Genomic DNA, 18,153 nt, shown 5'->3' with positions numbered 1-18,153 from the left:
TTGATGAACAAGGACCCTAAAAGAAAAAATGAAAAACCAAGCAGTAATTTTCAGGAACCGGTTCCTGAGGTTGATGAAGGAAATAAAGCAGTAAAAAAACCGGAGGATGAAGATTACACTAAAGATGAACCTGAGTTTAAGGATCCCGCAAAAAAGAGAGAACGGGAGGAACAGCCTGTTGAGTCTATAAAAAAAGCACCTAAAAAAGGTGTATAAAGAAATCTCTTCCCAAATTGGGAGGAGGTTTTATCTTTATTCCGGCACATCACAAGATTTATACGGCTGAAAGCTTTTCTTGCTCAAACAAATCCAGTAATTCATCCCAATTCATTACCCGCGTATGGTGTAATTGATTTACATTATGTGACCCGTTAAACATAATCGGCTTTCCTTTGCAAAAATCAAGGTTTTTACAGTGGTCATCAATCAGGTAATCCGTATCAATGATACTCTTATCTCCACACAAAACTATATTTGTCCAGTTTATAAATGGAAAATATTCATTTAACCATTCCAGCTTCTCTGATAAGCATTGCGGAAATTCTGTTGCAGCAGATACGATGAAAACTTCATAATCTTCCATTAGCATTTTTACTGCTTCAATTGCTCCTGGCATAACAGGAATTGTCCTGAAAAAACCTGGGGTATAGACATATCTTCTGATCGCAGTTTTGTCGGGAAAACCATCTGACTCCGGTACACCTAGTCTTTCTTCTCTTGGAACACGTATTCCATGCTCTTTTTCATACCAATCCATAAACTGTGCTTCTGTATCGGCAATTACACCGTCCATATCGATAGCTATTGTTTTTCTTTCTCTATTCATAATTCGCAATATATTGCAACAAATATAGCAATAAATTGCAATATACTGCAAATATGCAATAGTTTTTATTTGTATATTTGCGACTAAGATGATTAAGGCCGAAAGATTACAACTGATTATTGAGCATATTCGTAAAGAACGAAAAGTACTTTTAGGAGATTTAAGCACGCTTTTAGCGGTTTCTGAGGATACCGTAAGGCGTGATATTAAAGAGCTATCAGACCAGGGATTACTAAAAGCAGTTCGTGGCGGGGCAATTTCCCGTTCCCCTATCCCTCAGCATTTCCGGGAAAGAGAACATTATGACGTGTCTCATAAAGAAATCATCGCACAAAAAGCAATAAAACTTATTAAAAACGGTCAGGTTGTGTTATTTGACTCTGGTACTTCAGTACTTGCTATTGCGACACATTTACCCAGAGATCTGCAAATCACGGTAGTAACCAATAGCTTCCCTGTAGCGACGGTGTTAGAAGACCATCCTTTTATTGAAGTTATTTTTTTAGGCGGCAGATTAAATAAATCATCTTTTTCCACTACTGGATTTGAAGTCATACAAACTATCCGGGGTATCCGCCCGGACATCTGTTTTCTTGGCATATGCAGTATCGACCTGATCTCCGGGGTTACAGGTATCAGTTATGAAGACTGCCAGATTAAGAAGGCGATGGTCGAGACCTCCAAACAAGTGATCGCCATTGCCACATTTGAAAAGCTTGACACCACCGAGTCTTATTATATTACCAGTACAAGTGACCTTGATATTATCATTACGGATACCGATCCAAATCATGAAAACCTTAAAAGTTATCGTGATCTGGGCATCAGACTGGAATAAGTGTTATTATAATTTCTTCTGCACAGCTTTGAGAAATTTCATTAAGACTTTTTCGTCATTTTCCATCGCCTGGATAGTATCAGGTCTGTCAGTATGTATTTTTTTCATATACTTTAACAACTGATCGTTTTCAAAAGCTTCGATCAGCAGTGGATACACATAGGAACTTTTACAGACGGCAGGTGTATTACCTAATTTACTGGCCACACATTTCATGACTTCGGTAACAATTTTTTTCTTAGGCCGTTCTTCTTCCACATTGCCTGTACAAATAGCCAGTTGTCTTAAGGCTTCCAGCGTGCCACCCCACGTGCGAAAATCTTTAGCGGTAAAATCACTCCCGGTAATTTCTCTGATATAATTGTTAATCATTCCCGAATCTATCGCCCTGCGTTCTGAATCGGCAGTGTAGTATTGAAATAAATCTTGTCCGGGAATTTCCATGCAACTTTTGACCATTTTGGCCAGGCTCTTATCATTAAGGGCCACTTCTTGCTTTACCCCCTTTTTACCCACAAATTTTAACTGGAGCACATTCCCATTTACTTTAGCGTGTTTATTTCTTAGTGTAGATAAACCATAGCTGCCATAAAGCTGTGCATAAGCTTCATTGCCAACGCGAATGAGCGTCTTTTGCATCAGTTGCACACAAATAGCCAAAACCTTCTGTTCATCATATACAGGCCTTTTTAAATCTTTCGCGATTCTCTTTCTGGCTTGTGGTAAGACTTTTCCAAATTCCAGCAGCCGGTAATATTTAAGATCAGATCTCCTGGAAGTCCATTTGGTATGGTACCGGTATTGCTTGCGTTTTGCCACGTCCAACCCGGTTGCCTGCAAATAAGCGTTCTTTTTTGCAGCAATCCATACTTCAGTCCAGGCTGGTGGTAATACCAGCGCTTTGATTCTTTCCAGCTGCGCCTCATCTTTTACCCGCTGACCGTTATGGTCTTCGTAATAAAATTTTCCGGGTTTTCCTTTGCGGTAAAGACCAGGCATACTGTCAGTAACATATACTAAACCAATTTCTTTAATTTCTTCTGAAGTCTGAACCATATAGATTAAACAAAATATGCGTTAAATTTTTAGTTATTTTGCTAGAGAAAGACAGGATGTTTAACCATCATGGCCTTACAATAATTTGATCACGAATAAACCAAACAAACACATATGAAAATAGTTTTCATGGGAACGCCCGATTTTGCCGTTGCTTCTTTAAATGCGCTGGCAGAAGCCGGATTTGAAATCGCAGGTGTCGTTACCGCAGCGGATAAACCAGCAGGAAGAGGTCAGAAATTACAGGAAAGCGCTGTTAAAAAATATGCTGTAGAAAAAGGTTTAAAAGTATTGCAGCCATTGAAGTTAAAAGATCCTGATTTCATCGCGGAGCTGAAAGCTTTAAATGCAGATTTGCATGTGGTGGTAGCCTTTCGCATGTTACCGGAAATTGTATGGAATATGCCTCCTAAAGGAACGATTAATTTACATGGTTCTCTTTTACCTCAATACCGCGGTGCAGCGCCAATCAATCATGCAATTATCAATGGAGAAAAAGAAAGCGGAGTCACTACGTTCTTTTTGAAACACGAAATTGATACCGGTGATGTAATTTTCTCAAAGACAGTACCTATTGCTGATGACGATACGGCTGGCGATCTGCATGATCACCTGATGAATGCTGGTGCTGGTTTATTGGTTAAAACAGTAAAAGCAATTGAAGCCAGTGACTATACAGAACAGCCGCAGATCTTTTCTGCAGAGTTGAAACATGCACCCAAAATATTCAAAGAGTTCTGTAAAGTGGACTGGAATAATTCTGTAAAAACAATCTATAACCTGATCAGAGGGCTGAGTCCATATCCTACTGCTTTCGCAGCATTAAATGAAAAGACAATTAAGATCTTCAAAGCAGGGTTTGAAGAAACCACTCCTTCAGTAAGCCCTGGCATGTTTATAACCGATGGCAAAAGCTATTTAAAGTTTGCTGCTCAGGATGGTTATATTACCTTACTGGATGTACAGTATGAAGGCAAGAAAAGAATGATGGTTGACGAATTTTTAAGGGGAATGCGTTTATAGCTGAATAGCTATAACGCATTGAGTAAAGAACTTAAAGACTTTGTTATTTCATTAAAATATCGTTTTTTACCATAACCCATCACCCAGCGGATACCAGAAGTAGCATTGGTAATAAACACCTCATCTGCCTCTTTTAAGACTTCAGGATTAATTTGTGCTTCTATTACAGGAATCTGATTGGTTTTAGCCACTTTCATAACTACGTTACGCATTACCCCGGCAATACATCCTTCGGAAAGAGCTGGGGTATAAATCTTTTTGTCGTAAATCACAAAAATATTAGAGCTGATACTTTCGCACAGAAAGCCGTGCTGATTTAATATGAAAGCTTCATCCAGCCGGTTTTGTTGCTTATATAAACCAGCCATCACATAAAGTAATGAATTACTCGTCTTATAGGTAGACAGTTTATTAATCGGTTTAGTAACCTCATCGTAAACATCGATGATCAGTCCTTTTTTATTCAGCTCGTAACCTCCTGCAGCGAGCGGGGCCGCTTCCAGTATGTATCCCGATTTATTGCTGTCGGGCGTATATAGCCCGTCGCCTTCCCGGTAAACAGATAAACGGAACCTCACATTATCTTTTAGCTTATTGCGTTTACAAAGTTCAGTAGTCTTCTGTTTCAGGAAATAATCATCAAACAGAATTCCTCCCTCCATTTTCAGCGCATTCATTCCCGCCTGCAAACGATCAGCATGCAATTCGGCAAACTTCAATTTACCTCCAGACATCCGCATAGACTCAAACAGTCCGTCACCATACCTGAAGCCTCTGTTTTTGGCTGTCAGGATAGGCTGGTCTATCGCAATGAACTGATCGTTATGTAAAATATATTCTTGTTGCATTAAATTCTTATGGCTGTGCGATGTAGTTTCTCCATTTGTTAAGTACAGAATCAAAATCCGGAGGCAATGGTGCTTCAAATTCCATATATTCCCTGGTAGTCGGGTGTATAAACCCTAAAGTCTGTGCATGTAAAGCTTGTCGCGGTAACATCTCAAAGCAGTTGGCTACATATTGTTTATACTTTGTAAACGTTGTTCCTTTAAGGATCTTATCTCCGCCATAATTCGCATCGTTAAATAATGGGTGACCAATATGCTGCATGTGAGCTCTGATCTGGTGCGTACGACCCGTTTCAAGCTGACAACTAATTAAAGTCACATAACCTAAACGTTCTAAAACAGTATAATGCGTAACTGACCATTTTCCTTTGTCTTCTTCGTCATAAACATCCATGACAATTCTGTTCTTGGCACTACGACCAATATAACCAGATACTGTACCATTTTCTTTGATATCGCCCCAGGCTAATGCCAGATATTTCCGGGTAATACTGTGGTCAAAAAACTGTTTGGCCAGTTTAGTCATCGTAATTTCGTTCTTACTGATAATCAGCAATCCCGAAGTATCTTTGTCAATACGGTGTACCAGACCTGGCCTGCCTTCATTACCAGGTAATTGTGGTAAGGACTCAAAGTGGAAGGCAAGTGCATTAACCAATGTTCCTGTATAATTGTTAAACCCAGGGTGTACAACCATTCCTGCCACCTTATTTACAATCAGTAAGTCATCATCTTCATAAACAATATCCAATGGGATATTTTCCGGATAAACTTCAGTATCTCTTGGCGGATGAGGAAACACAATCGAAATCTCATCAGCTGGTTTAACTTTATAGCTAGCTTTTATAGTGGCTTTATTCACCAGTACGTTCCCTGCTTCAATCGCATTTTGTATGCGATTTCTTGAAGCATTCTCCATACGGTGCATCAAAAATTTATCTATTCGCAATAAGGACTGCCCTTTGTCTACAACAATATTAAAATGTTCGTATAAATCCTGCTCTTCTAATTCCAGTCCGTTGTTATTGTTTTCCATTATTTATTTTATCAAATGTTATGGACAAATACACAGCCTGACACTCTTCAGGAGAGCAGACCCTATACTAATTCCATTTTACAAAACTAATCTTTAAGTCGTAGAAAAGTTGAAAATTTAACCGATAAAATTGATTATAGTCTAATTTTAAGCTAAACGCGTTAAATTTGTCCATGTTTACAGATTTACACAGTCCTTTACAACAGTTAAAACATTCGGATTTAGCTGAGTTATGGGTCAAAAGAGATGATTTAATTGACCCTTATATTTCGGGAAATAAATGGCGTAAACTGAAATATATTTTACAAGATGTTATAGCTGCAAGAAAAACACATCTGGTCACTTTTGGCGGGGCCTATTCGAATCACCTGGTGGCTACTGCTTGCGCAGCTGCGAGATCAGGATTAAAGGCAACGGCTTTTGTGAGGGGTGAAAAAGTAAACAATGAAATGCTGGTGCTTTGTTCTTTATACGGAATGGAGTTGATTTTTATTGACAGGGAAGCTTATAAGAATAAGCATGCTTGTTATGCGGAATATTCGGCGAACCATGCTGACACGTATTTTATTAATGAGGGAGGTGCCTGTGTTGAGGCAGTACTGGGTTGTGCTGAAATTATTGCTGAACTTCCGCAGGATATAGATCACCTATTTTGTGCAGCGGGAACTGGTACAACAGCGGCAGGTTTATTACAGGGAATTCAAAAAGCGGGTTTAAAAACGAAACTCCATGTAGTCCCTGTACTGAAAGGCGGTGAGTTTATCAGGGAAGAGATCAGTGGGTATGTGTCTGCGAATGATGAAAGGTTGATTTTACATACAGATTATCATTTTGGTGGTTATGCGAAAACTACTCCGGATTTACTGGGATTTATGAAGGGTTTTACGGCTAAGCATGGAATGTTAACCGATCCTGTTTATACGGCCAAAATGTTTTTCTCAATTAACGATTTAGCAATTAAAGGTTATTTTCCGAAAGGAGAAAAAATCGTGGCTTTGCATACCGGTGGATTATTGGGAATCATGGGGATGAAAGATAAATTAAAAGACTAAAATCTGCCGTTTATAAGACGAATCTGTCTGAATGTTGTCATGAAAATTATTAACATTTGTGATGCTAAAAATATTTTTCTGTTAAAATCATACTTTAAACTGTTTAAACCTTGTTTTTGTTTTTTTAGGCCAAACATGGCCTGAACTTGTTATTCAGGGGCATTTTACTAAATTTGGATAAACCAAAATATAAGAATTATGTACCAACTTACTGTAGCTCCTGATCAGGTAAATGAGATTTTAAGTCAGCATGTTTTAGCTGATGGATTTGATTTAACCTATGATATGGGACAAAGCCAGGGAGCATACATTTACGACTCAAAGTACAAGCGGACATTACTGGATTTCTTTACTTGTTTCGCATCTGTTCCCCTTGGATATAATCATCCAAAAATGGTTAATGATACTGTTTTTACACAAAATCTGTTGCAGGCAGCAATGGCAAACCCTTCAAATTCTGATGTGTATACACAGCAGTATGCAGAATTTGTAAAAACTTTTGGCGCGATTGGTATCCCTTCTTATCTTCCTCATGCTTTTTTTATTGCAGGTGGCGGGTTAGCTATTGAAAATGCAATTAAAGTTGCAATGGACTGGAAGGTTCAGAAAAACTTTGCGAAGGGTCACAAAGAAGAAAAAGGATTTAAAGTACTGCATTTCGAGAAGGCTTTTCACGGCAGAACTGGTTATACTTTAAGTTTAACAAATACATTACCGGACAAAACAAAATGGTTCGCCAAGTTTGACTGGCCAAGGGTTTCTATTCCTACAGTAAAGTTTCCGCTGGAACATGATAACTTAACAACGGCAATCCATACAGAAGAGCTTTCTATAGCCCAGGTGAAACAGGCTTTTGCCGATTACAAGGATGATATCTGCGCAATTATTATTGAGCCGATCCAGTCTGAAGGTGGTGATAATCATTTACGTGAAGAGTTTTTAGTTCAACTTCGCAGTATCGCTGATGAGAATGATGCTTTCCTGATTTATGATGAGGTACAAACTGGTGTTGGGTTAACAGGTAAGTTCTGGTGCCATCAGCATTATAGTGAAAAGGCACGTCCTGATATTCTGGCTTTTGGTAAGAAAATGCAGGTTTGTGGAATATTAGTTGGAAATAAGGTAGATGAGGTGGAAAATAATGTTTTCCGTGTTCCTTCAAGGATTAATTCTACCTGGGGTGGTAATCTGGTTGATATGGTGAGAGCGACAAAGATTCTTCAGATTATTGAAGAAGACAAGTTGTGTGATCATGCAGCTGGTGTTGGGGCATATCTGAAGGAAAATCTGGAAGGATTAGCTCAGAAATATGATAAGATTAGTAATGTACGCGGCAAGGGTCTGCTTTGTGCTTTTGATTTCCCGAATGGTGAGATGCGTAATGCGTTTATTCAGAAGGGTCTGGAGCATAATGTAATGTTCCTGGGTTGCGGGCCGCAAACGGTTCGTTTCCGCCCTGCACTGATCATGGAGAAAAGTCATATTGATTTGGGTTTAGAGGTTATGCATAAGGTGTTAGTTGATTTATAGGATAAGATGCGCAATACAAAGACTAATATTTTCCTGGGAGTAATGGTAGTGGTTTTAGTGGGCTGGATGTTGAAGGGTACGTTTTTTCAACCTGGAGCAGGCGATCTTAAGGCTGGTTTCAAAGAGGTTGCTCAGTATAGAAATGAGAATAATACTGGCCCGGTTCAATATGTGTTCGCAGTAACGGTAAAGGATACAATCTGGTCAGAAATGGAAACTTATGGAAATTATAAGCCGCATCATAAGGGTGGAAATACAAAGGTTTATTATTTTTTGGAAGGGAGCAGGGTGCCGACAGAGTTAGGCGCTGGAAGGGTGAATTTTGATAGTTCGTTCGATAGGGGTTGTGTGGGGTTATATGAGAAAAGCGCCATGGGGAACACGAGTATTACCAAACGGCCATTTAACTAAGATCTGGGGTTTTTCCAGGTAAGATAGAAACAAAAACCACCCTGCTATATTTCTGACGGATTTAACCGCGAAAAGCGATTAAACATGTCAGAAATATAGCAGGGTGGTTTTTCTTTTTCTAATAATCCTTCTTCCTTGAAAATCTGCTTAGATGTTAGAGAAATGGATGGATTTGGTTGTTTCGTGTTTGGTTGAGAAAAAAATAGAAGGAGCTTAAAGAAGAAAAAATATGCAGCGACCGGATAGAAGAAACTAAGAGAAGAAATTTATTGCGGTAACCTGCCGGAAGAAATCCTTGTAAGTGCTCCAGATAGAAGAATCCAAAGAAGAAAAAATATGCAACTACCGGATGAAGAAACTAAATGGAGAAAGATTTTGATAAACCTTATGGGTCCATAGGTTCATCAAAATCTATTTGTAAGGATTTGGTATTTGGGTAAAATTCAAGGTCATTATCTGATAAACGTTTTCCGGTTTTATAGGGTTCGTACCCTAGTTCTTTGATACAGCGCTGGGGCATGATATCACTGATGTACATGCTTTGTGATTTAGTAGTTACGACCAATGCAGGTTGTTCCATTGGGATATGGTAACGGTAGATTAGTCTTGAAGCGTTACGCAGGTTGGTAGTGGTGTGCCTTGCGTGTGGTTCCATCAGGATAGCACTTTCAGGGATTTGTAAGGTTTGCATCAGAAATTTCTTCATTTCATAAGCTTCGCTGTATTTTGTTTTGTAGGGGTGCACTCTCCCGCCGGAAACCATAATGTAGGGTGCGGCCTTCTTTTGGTATTGTTCTGCTGCTAAACGGCAGCGGAGCATCCCTCCTGCACTGAGTTCGGTATCATGTTCTTCGGGGCCTTCTCCAGGTACCAGGATCAAGGTGTAAGGATAGGCTTTGAAGTTTGTGTTTTTAATAGAGGAAAGAGCGGCTTTGTTTACGGTACTGGTCATGGGCTCGTAATCGGCAGCGTCATTTCTTTCATTGATTTCCAGCGCGGTCAAAGCAAATTGCAAAGACGGTTCAAAGTACAGGGTGTTTTTTGAGGCCAGACTCAGTTTTGCACTGGTATTGACTAACTCTGGATAGTTTTTGTCTTTGAGGTCAAAACTAATGGAGTCTATAGCCGGGTAATTGGGCTTTTGACCGTTTACGTAGATATTGATGGTATTGTTTATAGCGCTGGCATCTTGCTCCCAGGCCTTGGTTAGCATTTCTACGGGTTTCAGGTTATCATAGCTATTGTAACAGCCGGATGGAACGAGATCCTGACTAATCAGCAGGGCTAATGCATTACCTGGTTTAAAAAGGGCTTGCAGACGGTTACTTACTGCGGCTATTTCTTCGGGACTGAATTTGATTGTTATAGTGAGACATGGGATGTCGCTGCCACAGTTTTTTAACGCAGCATTGATGCTGGCTGTTTTATTTTTTAAGAGTTCGCTGAACACGGGGTCTTTTTGGATCAGTGTCTTCACCGCGGCATCTTTTTGTAATAGGGTTAGCAGGTAATAGTTTTTATATTGAACTGGGTTAGCTGTGTTTTGAAGGATGTATTGGTTGGATGGCCCATGATTTTGATTTTGGGCAATGGCTGTTATCGTGATTAGCCAGCTGCAAAATAGCAGAAAAAAAGCTTTCATAGTTTTTTGTTAAAGTTGTTAAAATCGTAGCAGTTACCAAAATAACTGCTACGATTTTTTTAGTAACCGGTGTTCTGCCAGCCGTCTTTTTTATTGACGTTATCAATTTCTACCTGTGGTACTGGATAGAGGCTTCTGAAGGTTGGAATACCAGGGAAGACTGTAGCCATCTGATTGGTTCTTACAATGTCAAACCAGCGGTCGGCTTCTAAGGCCAGCTCTAATCTTCTTTCCAGATAAAGGGCTGTTCTGAAGGAATTTTGCGACGTCAGCATCGCAGGAGTTTTCGCAGCAATGCCTGCATTGGTACGTACTGCGTTCAGCGCTGTAAATGCATCTGTATTTCCATAAGCAACTTCATTTAATGCTTCTGCATACATTAACAATACTTCAGCACAGCGGAGCACTGGAAAATCACTACTGGTTTCATTGTTTACCTGTGGTGTATTAAACTTTCCCGGACGGCCTCCTGTACCGGTTACAGCAAGAAGTGCTTTACGGTTATCACCAGCTTCAAACAAACTTTGTGGTAAATTAATGATGTTAGTGTTGTTGTTATTTCTATAACGGTTATCCTGGTTTACAAACTCTTTTACACCGCCTGAAAGATACTGAACTGCAAAGATGATGTCTTTACTTGTTTTTAATGCGTTGGGAAAAGTAGTAGTTTGTGGTACAGTTGCTAAAGTAGTTCCGGCATAAATCGCAGTAACTACAGGCTGCAGGGTTGAAGCTGCCATCGTGTAATTCTTTTGATAAAGGTAGACTTTACCCAAAAGGGCTGAAGCAGCGTAACTGGTTGCTCTTCCTCTTTGTGCGTCAGACCAGGAAACCGGGAGTTTCGCTGCTGCATCAGTCAGGTCATTACTAATCTGCTGATAAATCTGTGCGGGTGTGGAACGGCTGTTTTCACGGGCCTCTTCTGTTTTTTGAACTTTAGTAACCAATGGAACGTTACCCCAGAGCCTGGTCAGGTTGAAGTAGCTTAGCGCACGGATAAATTTTGCTTGTGCAATGATCTGGTTTTTTGTGGTTTCATTCATCACAATAGCAGGTGCTCTATCCAGAATAATGTTACAACGGTAAATTGCTTTGTAGTGTCCTTGCCAGCTGCCGGAAAGAATATTGTTAGCCGAAGTTTCAGCAAATACCTCAATTTGATTCCGCACACCTGCACCTGAACCTGGATCGTTGTCCGTAATGTTGTCTCCTCGGATTTCTCCCAGAGTTAAAAGGTTGTTTCCGTAAAGGCTATCAGTTTGCAGCGCATCATAGCAACTGATCAGGCCTCCCTGAAGCCCTTTTTCATCCACATAAAAAGTACTTTCGGTATAGGAATCCTGTGGTTTTAAATCCAGGAATTTCTTGCAGGATGTGGCTGTCAGCATTAAACCACCAATAAGAATGTATATGTAATTTTTCATGGTTCTGATTTTATAAAGTGATGTTAATACCTAAGGATATTGTTTTTGAAGTTGGATAAACGCCGTAATCCTCCCCATTTGTGGTGGCGTCAGACCGGTTGGTCACTTCTGGATTGTATCCTGAATACTTCGTGAAAGTAAAAGGGTTTTGTACTGATAGATACACTCTAAGTTTGGTTAGCGTCATCTTCTTCACTAAATCAGCTGGGAAAGTATAACCTAAAGCAATGTTACGGATTCGCAAATAAGATCCGTCTTCAACATGCCAGGTAGAAGTTGTTCCGTTACTGCCTTTTGAAGCACGGTTAGCTCTTACATCCTGCCCGCTTCCTGGATTACTTTCCGACATCCAACGATCCAGAGAACTTACCATATTGTTCATATTACCTTCTTTGTTCGCAAAATATCTGCGGGAAAGATTCAGAATTTTATTACCGTAAACGCCTTGCATAGAGATATTCAGATCTACACCTTTGTATTCTGCTGAGGTTGCAAAGCCGTAGGTGAATTTAGGCAGGTAATTTCCAACAATTTCTCTGTCTTTGGTCAGGTCAATCACGCCATCACCATCTACATCTTTAAATTTAAAATCACCGGGCTTAGAGGTATTCAGATCATAGTTTCCCTGGGTATCTGTGTAATGCGGGTAAGCATTGACTTCTGCCTGATTTTTAAATACACCCAAAACTACTGGCAGGTAATAAGAACCAATAGGCTCACCAACTCTGGTAATGAAATAGGCATTGGCAACAGATCCGGTCTTGATAATGTCTGCATTACCAGGACCAAGTTCTACGACTTTATTAATATTCTTCGAGAAGTTCGCGTTTCCTGTCCATCTTACTGCACCAAATTGCTGCTGTGTGCCTAAATTGATATCGATTCCCTTGTTGTTGACTTTACCGATGTTTTTAAGTTCGGTAGAAAAACCTGTAGATATAGGGACAGGAACATTCAATAATAAATTGTTGGTGTTGCTGTTATAAACATCAACAGATAAGGTCAGCTTGTTTTTGAAAAAAGAGGCATCAAATCCAAGATTTAATTGTGCTGTTTTTTCCCATTTCAAATCATCATTAGGTTGTGCAAATGGTGCTGCACCATTGATAACGGATGGAGTAGCACCGCCAAATACATAACCGTAATTAGTCATCGCACCTTGTGATCCGTAGTTCGGGATATTAAAATTACCGGTCAGACCGTAACTGGCTCTTAATTTCAAGTCAGAGATTGCTTCTGAGTTCTTAAGGAAATCTTCTTCTGACAATCTCCATCCAAGAGATGCAGATGGGAAATAGCCCCATTTGTTGTTTTTCCCAAATTTCGAAGACCCGTCTGCTCTTACTGAGCCCGTAAACAGGTATTTTCCTTTGTAGCTATACTGCAATCTTGCAATGCCGGATGCTAAAGCCCATTGGGTACGGGTAGAAGTTCCATTGGTCACCAGACCTGCACTCAGGTATTCAACCTGATCACTGATAAATCCTTTGGAAGCAAAAGCATAATTTCCACTTAAATCATCTTTTTGGTTAGACCAGCCCAATAAAGCATTGATGCTATGGTCACCAATAGTTTTATTATAATTTAAGGTGTGTTCTAACAACCAGTTGGTTTCTTTAATCGTTCTGGAAGAACCTGTAGCTTCAGACAATGGGTTTCCGGCAGTATTGGATTGAGGAAGTGTAGAAGGTCTGAAAGTATCTTCTGAGCTATTGAAAATATCAGCACCTAACTGAAGTTTATATTTCAGGTCTTTGAATATTTCTGCTTCAATAAATGCACTTCCTGTCATTCGGTGAGCACTCACGTCATCTTTTTGCAAATTAGCTAAAGCAACCGGGTTCCAGGCCTGGGTTTCACCATTCCCGCTTGCCACGGTGTTGTTAGGCAAAGTAGTAATCGTTCCGGGACTCCAGGAGTTTTGTGCATAGCTATAACTTCCATCTGGATTATATACCGGAAAAATAGGTGAATAATGTAAGGCGGACGCAACGATTCCACCACCATTCGAATTGTAAGCACCATTCGCGTTCACCCTTTTTTCATTGATAACCGATGGATTGAAGTTAACGCCATATCTTACTTTTCCTTTTTTCCCTTCCAGGTTTAACCTGCCGCTATAGCGTTTAAAACCGCTGTTTAAAATGATACCATCCTGATTAAAGTATTCCAGAGAGGCATAATATTTAAGCAGCTCGCTACCACCAGCAGCAGAAATGGAATGATTTTGTATCGGTGCTACCCTGAAAATTTCATTCTGCCAGTCGGTATTGGTTAAGCCTTGCTGACCTTGCAGATATGGTAGAATTTCTTGCGGAATTACCGTATTGGTATTGTTCGAAGTATTAAACAAGCGGGTGCCATTACTGTCATTGATATTGTAATTGACAGCAGGCGAACCTAAAGCATTATTTTTTCTGTTAATGGCATCCATCGCATCTGTATAGGAGTTATTTCTCGAATCCAGCACCATTTGGGAATATTGATAGGCATCCATCATTTTGATTTTATGCGATAGCGTCTGCCAGCCGGTATAACTGTTTACATTGATGGTAGAGACACCGTTCTTACCTTGTTTGGTCGTAATCAGCACTACACCGTTAGAACCTCTGGAACCATAAATGGCTGCTGAGGATGCATCTTTCAGTACTTCGATAGAAGCGATATCATTGGTGTTTAAGGTGTTAATATTGTCGTTGGAAATTGGCACACCATCTATAACATACAAAGGGTTGGAGCCTGCGGTGATCGTCCCTACTCCTCTAACTTTAATGGACAGGGCTCCTCCCGGTGTACCAGAGCCTTGCGAAACCTGCACACCTGCCATTTTACCGACCATAGCCTCCGCAGCATTACTGATAGGCTGATTTTCGATGTCAGCTGCTTTAATACTGGCAATTGAAGTAGTGACGTCTTTTGCTTTCTGACTTCCATACCCGACAATAACCACGTCTGATAAAGCTTTGGAATCAGGATTTAACTGGATTAGCAGGGTAGCCTGTTCGCCTGCTTTGAGCAGATAATTATTCATTGTTTTTGTGGCATAGCCAATGTAAGAGGCACTGATGGTATACGGTATATTTGCAGATAGCCCGCTGATCAGGAACTTGCCATCTTTATTCACCATGATCCCTTTCTTATCATTGGTTTTCATATTCTGTAAAAGTATGGTGGCTCCGATTAAGGGCTGCCCCATTTCATCTTTTACAATCCCGGTAATCTCAGAGGTCTGAGCCCAGGCTTTTACCGAAACTGCGATCAGCAGCAGGCAAAAGAACAGATGTTTGGTAAATTTTCTAAGCATAATCTATGGTTTTTGGTGGTTTGTTTTTCGGCAAAAAGATTCCATTCACGCTTATTCAGCGAGTTATTTAATGAATGATATTGATTTGATTTACTTGCTGATCAGATAACCTTTGGTTGTTTTGATTTGACTTAATTTATTTAGTTGGGTTATTTCTTCCAGTATGATTGCTATGGGTTGGGTTAATTTCAAACTGCCTGTGAAAGACATTTCCGCGACGTCGGCCGGGTTATAAATAATCTTAACCTGGTAGTGCTGCTCCAGACTGGCAAAAACATCAGCTAAAGGAGCCTGTGTGAAGTTTAATATGGCCGGACTGTCTTTTTGCTTAAGCGCAGGTAGCTTAGCATCCATAAGCTTTACTTTATTGAGTAAGGTATTATAGACCAGCTCCTCTCCTGGCTTTAAAATTTCATTGAATGGTTTGATATGCTTCGTAGAATCCACGCTTTTGACCCACACTTTTCCGGTATGCAACTGTACTTTAACTAATTTGTTTTTCTCTAAAGCAGTAATCGTAAAAGAAGTTCCTAAAGCAGTGGTTGAGACATCCTTTGCATAAACTATGAAAGGGTGTTTTTTATCCTTTGTGACCTGGAAAAAACCTTTTCCCTTCAAATAGATTTCCCTGTTATGCGCAACAAAAGGAATGGTATATCTTAATTCACCTCCCGGATATAGTTTTACGGTAGAATTATCCGGTAAGGTTAGCAATTGACCTTGTTCGGTGTAATTCACGACAGATTTCCAATGGACAACCTGCTTGATTTCGGCCCGGAGGTTTTTCTGACCAGCCAAATCAGGCTTTGGCTGATTCCGGTTCAAACTCAAAAGCCCAATACTCAGCACAGTTAGTACAGTTGCAGCAGCAGCGGTAATTTTTAGCCAGCTTAACGGGCGTACTTTAGCAATAGTTTGTTGTTTTACAGCCTCAAACATCTGGAATGTTTCTGCCTCAGAGATAATCGCATCCGGAATTTCATCCCATTCGTCTTTATTGAATACGTCTGCTGGTAAATCATCGGTTTCATTCAGATACTGTGTCACCACGATTTTTTCCTCTGGTGTACAAGTTCCTTTAAAATACTTATTCAGCAGCTCATCTGACATATTCATAATACTAGTACGATTTGATTTGAGCAAAACCCGTAATGCCTGAAAAATAAATTTTAATTTCTTCAGATCCCTTTAGTTTCCTATTGAAAGAACCTGATCAGGAAAATGAGTGCGGGGATTGAGGAATAACCATGAAGTTGTTTTATGGCCAGTGAGATGTGTTTTTCTACCGTTCTGGGTGAGATGGAGAGCTGTTCAGCAATCTCCTTATAAGAGTAGCCATGGAGTCTGTTTAACACAAAAACCTTTTTACGTGTCGGCGGCAGAACATTTAAGACCAGATCCAGTTGTTGTTTAGTTTCAAAACTCTGATCATGCTCCACGATTTCTTCAGTTGCTTTATGGTAAAAAAGCTTCAGATTACGTTCCTCGTTAGCCAGTTTTCTAAAGTAATCCAGTAAAGTAGTTTTTGCGATTTTGAACAGCTGAAGATCGAATGAATGTTCATCGGACAGGGTGTGCTTAAAGTTCCAGAGCTTAATAAAAGTCATTTGGGTAAGCTCCTTCGCCTGATCTCCGGAAGCTGTCTTTTTAAAAAAATAAGCGTAGACTTTTTTATGCCATAGTTTAAAAACTATCTCAAAAGATATATGGTCACCCTCTTTTATATTCTGAGTATAATTCAACATGTTCTGCAAAACTAACTGGTCAATGTTAGCTGTACCTAAATATAGTATTAATTCTATCAGAAAAAACAATTTAACCCGACCTGAAAGCCGGAGCAAAAAAAAAGCACTAAGCCCTTTGAAGGACTTAGTGCTTTTTATCATCAGAAAAAACTGAGCAAACAGTTCTTTGCTGTATCTATTTCAGGAGCTCTGCAAGTTTAGCCTGCAATTCCTCTCCTCTTAAGTTAGTTGCAACAATTTTACCCGCCGGATCAATTAAGAAGTTTTGAGGAATTCCTCTTACACCATAAAGTGCTGCTGCTTCGTTATTCCAGAATTTAAGGTCAGAAACCTGTGTCCAGACTAAACCATCTTTCTTAATTGCAGCTAACCAGGCATCTTTTTTACCCGGCTGATCTAAAGATACACCAAGGACGGTGAATTTTTTGTCTTTGAATTTATGGTAAGCAGCAACCACGTTAGGGTTCTCCGCTCTGCATGGTCCGCACCAGGAAGCCCAGAAATCAATCAGGACATATTTACCACGGAAACTTGATAATTTAACTGGTTTATCATTAACGTCATTCTGAGTAAAATCAGGTGCCATTACTCCTACCGAGGTTGAACGGGCAACATCAATAGCTTTTGCGAATTCAACTCCTGCTTCAGTAGTACGTATTTTTTCAGAAAGACCTTTATAAGCTGGCTCAATTTCTGCAACATTGATACTTTGTCCTGCTATTTCACGCAAAGCCAGCAGACTGAAGTAAGAATCAGGGTTAGCTTTAATAAAAGTTGACTGAAGTGCTTTCATTTCACCTTCTGCTTTATCATATCTGGTTTCTAATGATTTTCTGAATGCTTCATCTTTCTGCTTTTCTTCAGAAGCATCACCGTATTCCTTATTTATAGCATTTAAAACAGCAAGGGGTGCAGCGATAATTTTCGTATAGCGCGCATTCTCGTCATTTAGTTTTGAACCCGTCACAACGACTGTTTTCACTGAGTCTTTAGCGGTCAGGGTAATGGTTGCCGGCTCCAGGTAAACAACAGCATTGTCTGCCGATCTTCCCAGTTCTTTTAAACTTTCACCTTTATGCGCAACAAGCACTCTTGCCATAGTCGGTCCGGCCACTTTTCCTTTAAATACAAATGCACCTTTGTTAACTACTGCCGAGTCCATTACTGCACTTTCTCCGCTTCTATAGCTCAGGTATACTTTTGCCGGAGCATCCAGTGCACCAATTTTTCCGTTTAAGGTGAAATCTCCCTGCTGTGCAAACACGAAAGCCGGGGTAGTCATTAATAGTGACAGCACTAATTTTTTCATTTATATATTTTTAATTGTTTTATTTACTGTATATCCAAAATTAAGGTAATATTTTGGAGGAAATTGCATGTAACCAAAATATAACGAACTATTTCTGTTTAATGTATAT

16 protein-coding genes are annotated in these 18,153 nt (G+C 39.9%); 6 read left to right on the top strand and 10 right to left on the bottom strand.

From position 1 onward, the window contains the following. Nucleotides 1-3 precede the first annotated feature (3 nt). On the top strand, nucleotides 4-216 hold the full coding sequence (locus AB3G38_RS21370; RefSeq protein WP_367865737.1) for a hypothetical protein: 213 nt from the start codon (nucleotides 4-6) through the stop codon (nucleotides 214-216). A 58-nt stretch (nucleotides 217-274) separates the two neighbouring features. On the opposite strand, the gene AB3G38_RS21365 is transcribed toward AB3G38_RS21370, so the two are convergent. Continuing rightward, complete coding sequence (locus tag AB3G38_RS21365; protein ID WP_367865736.1) at nucleotides 275-826, bottom strand: 5'(3')-deoxyribonucleotidase; 552 nt, start codon at nucleotides 824-826, stop codon at nucleotides 275-277. Between the two features lie 88 nt (nucleotides 827-914). Between AB3G38_RS21365 and AB3G38_RS21360 the strand changes: the two genes are divergently transcribed. After that, entirely contained in the window at nucleotides 915-1,664 is a 750-nt protein-coding gene (locus tag AB3G38_RS21360) for a DeoR/GlpR family DNA-binding transcription regulator (RefSeq protein WP_111635574.1), read from the top strand. A 6-nt stretch (nucleotides 1,665-1,670) separates the two neighbouring features. Here AB3G38_RS21360 and AB3G38_RS21355 read toward each other — a convergent pair whose 3' ends face one another. Continuing rightward, the gene (locus tag AB3G38_RS21355; RefSeq protein WP_367865735.1) at nucleotides 1,671-2,720 is read right to left on the bottom strand and encodes a DNA topoisomerase IB; all 1,050 of its coding nucleotides are present in this window, start codon (nucleotides 2,718-2,720) and stop codon (nucleotides 1,671-1,673) included. A gap of 114 nt (nucleotides 2,721-2,834) precedes the next feature. Between AB3G38_RS21355 and fmt the strand changes: the two genes are divergently transcribed. Beyond that, nucleotides 2,835-3,743: a methionyl-tRNA formyltransferase gene (fmt, locus tag AB3G38_RS21350; RefSeq protein WP_367865734.1), complete on the top strand. Its 909-nt coding sequence runs from the start codon at nucleotides 2,835-2,837 to the stop codon at nucleotides 3,741-3,743. An 8-nt stretch (nucleotides 3,744-3,751) separates the two neighbouring features. On the opposite strand, the gene AB3G38_RS21345 is transcribed toward fmt, so the two are convergent. Next, entirely contained in the window at nucleotides 3,752-4,591 is an 840-nt protein-coding gene (locus tag AB3G38_RS21345) for an aminotransferase class IV (RefSeq protein ID WP_367865733.1), read from the bottom strand. Nucleotides 4,592-4,598: 7 nt separating this feature from the next. After that, entirely contained in the window at nucleotides 4,599-5,627 is a 1,029-nt protein-coding gene (locus AB3G38_RS21340; RefSeq protein WP_367865732.1) for an RluA family pseudouridine synthase, read from the bottom strand. Between the two features lie 173 nt (nucleotides 5,628-5,800). Here AB3G38_RS21340 and AB3G38_RS21335 point away from each other — a divergent pair, with 173 nt between their 5' ends. From AB3G38_RS21335 to AB3G38_RS21325, 3 genes are all read left to right on the top strand, one after another. Then, nucleotides 5,801-6,679: a 1-aminocyclopropane-1-carboxylate deaminase/D-cysteine desulfhydrase gene (locus tag AB3G38_RS21335; protein WP_367865731.1), complete on the top strand. Its 879-nt coding sequence runs from the start codon at nucleotides 5,801-5,803 to the stop codon at nucleotides 6,677-6,679. 198 nt (nucleotides 6,680-6,877) lie between these two features. Next, entirely contained in the window at nucleotides 6,878-8,209 is a 1,332-nt protein-coding gene (gene lat / locus AB3G38_RS21330) for an L-lysine 6-transaminase (RefSeq protein ID WP_367865730.1), read from the top strand. Between the two features lie 6 nt (nucleotides 8,210-8,215). Beyond that, nucleotides 8,216-8,620 (top strand): hypothetical protein, encoded by a 405-nt coding sequence (locus AB3G38_RS21325; protein WP_367865729.1) that lies wholly within the window; start codon nucleotides 8,216-8,218, stop codon nucleotides 8,618-8,620. 385 nt (nucleotides 8,621-9,005) lie between these two features. Here the strand turns inward: AB3G38_RS21325 and AB3G38_RS21320 are convergent, their stop codons facing one another. From AB3G38_RS21320 to AB3G38_RS21295, 6 genes are all read right to left on the bottom strand, one after another. Beyond that, on the bottom strand, nucleotides 9,006-10,262 hold the full coding sequence (locus tag AB3G38_RS21320; RefSeq protein WP_367865728.1) for a YdcF family protein: 1,257 nt from the start codon (nucleotides 10,260-10,262) through the stop codon (nucleotides 9,006-9,008). Between the two features lie 59 nt (nucleotides 10,263-10,321). Then, entirely contained in the window at nucleotides 10,322-11,686 is a 1,365-nt protein-coding gene (locus AB3G38_RS21315; RefSeq protein ID WP_367865727.1) for a RagB/SusD family nutrient uptake outer membrane protein, read from the bottom strand. 10 nt (nucleotides 11,687-11,696) lie between these two features. Continuing rightward, entirely contained in the window at nucleotides 11,697-14,990 is a 3,294-nt protein-coding gene (locus AB3G38_RS21310) for a SusC/RagA family TonB-linked outer membrane protein (protein WP_367865726.1), read from the bottom strand. Nucleotides 14,991-15,080: 90 nt separating this feature from the next. Beyond that, a complete protein-coding gene (locus AB3G38_RS21305; protein WP_367865725.1) occupies nucleotides 15,081-16,106 on the bottom strand; it encodes a FecR family protein in 1,026 nt (341 codons plus the stop codon). An 80-nt stretch (nucleotides 16,107-16,186) separates the two neighbouring features. Beyond that, nucleotides 16,187-16,735 (bottom strand): RNA polymerase sigma factor, encoded by a 549-nt coding sequence (locus AB3G38_RS21300; protein WP_367865724.1) that lies wholly within the window; start codon nucleotides 16,733-16,735, stop codon nucleotides 16,187-16,189. Nucleotides 16,736-16,910: 175 nt separating this feature from the next. Beyond that, a complete protein-coding gene (locus AB3G38_RS21295; protein ID WP_367865723.1) occupies nucleotides 16,911-18,044 on the bottom strand; it encodes a redoxin domain-containing protein in 1,134 nt (377 codons plus the stop codon). Nucleotides 18,045-18,153 lie beyond the last annotated feature (109 nt).

The sequence above is a fragment of the Pedobacter sp. WC2423 genome (genome assembly GCF_040822065.1).
GTDB lineage: Bacteria > Bacteroidota > Bacteroidia > Sphingobacteriales > Sphingobacteriaceae > Pedobacter.
This window is presented reverse-complemented; position numbering and strand designations above follow the sequence as displayed.

Coding starts and splice junctions, on each gene's coding strand:
- AB3G38_RS21370 (WP_367865737.1), top strand. CDS start 4: ATGAACAAGGACCCTAAAAGAAAAAATGAAAAACCAAGCAGTAATTTT.
- AB3G38_RS21365 (WP_367865736.1), bottom strand. CDS start 826: ATGAATAGAGAAAGAAAAACAATAGCTATCGATATGGACGGTGTAATT.
- AB3G38_RS21360 (WP_111635574.1), top strand. CDS start 915: ATGATTAAGGCCGAAAGATTACAACTGATTATTGAGCATATTCGTAAA.
- AB3G38_RS21355 (WP_367865735.1), bottom strand. CDS start 2,720: ATGGTTCAGACTTCAGAAGAAATTAAAGAAATTGGTTTAGTATATGTT.
- fmt (WP_367865734.1), top strand. CDS start 2,835: ATGAAAATAGTTTTCATGGGAACGCCCGATTTTGCCGTTGCTTCTTTA.
- AB3G38_RS21345 (WP_367865733.1), bottom strand. CDS start 4,591: ATGCAACAAGAATATATTTTACATAACGATCAGTTCATTGCGATAGAC.
- AB3G38_RS21340 (WP_367865732.1), bottom strand. CDS start 5,627: ATGGAAAACAATAACAACGGACTGGAATTAGAAGAGCAGGATTTATAC.
- AB3G38_RS21335 (WP_367865731.1), top strand. CDS start 5,801: ATGTTTACAGATTTACACAGTCCTTTACAACAGTTAAAACATTCGGAT.
- lat (WP_367865730.1), top strand. CDS start 6,878: ATGTACCAACTTACTGTAGCTCCTGATCAGGTAAATGAGATTTTAAGT.
- AB3G38_RS21325 (WP_367865729.1), top strand. CDS start 8,216: ATGCGCAATACAAAGACTAATATTTTCCTGGGAGTAATGGTAGTGGTT.
- AB3G38_RS21320 (WP_367865728.1), bottom strand. CDS start 10,262: ATGAAAGCTTTTTTTCTGCTATTTTGCAGCTGGCTAATCACGATAACA.
- AB3G38_RS21315 (WP_367865727.1), bottom strand. CDS start 11,686: ATGAAAAATTACATATACATTCTTATTGGTGGTTTAATGCTGACAGCC.
- AB3G38_RS21310 (WP_367865726.1), bottom strand. CDS start 14,990: ATGCTTAGAAAATTTACCAAACATCTGTTCTTTTGCCTGCTGCTGATC.
- AB3G38_RS21305 (WP_367865725.1), bottom strand. CDS start 16,106: ATGAATATGTCAGATGAGCTGCTGAATAAGTATTTTAAAGGAACTTGT.
- AB3G38_RS21300 (WP_367865724.1), bottom strand. CDS start 16,735: ATGTTGAATTATACTCAGAATATAAAAGAGGGTGACCATATATCTTTT.
- AB3G38_RS21295 (WP_367865723.1), bottom strand. CDS start 18,044: ATGAAAAAATTAGTGCTGTCACTATTAATGACTACCCCGGCTTTCGTG.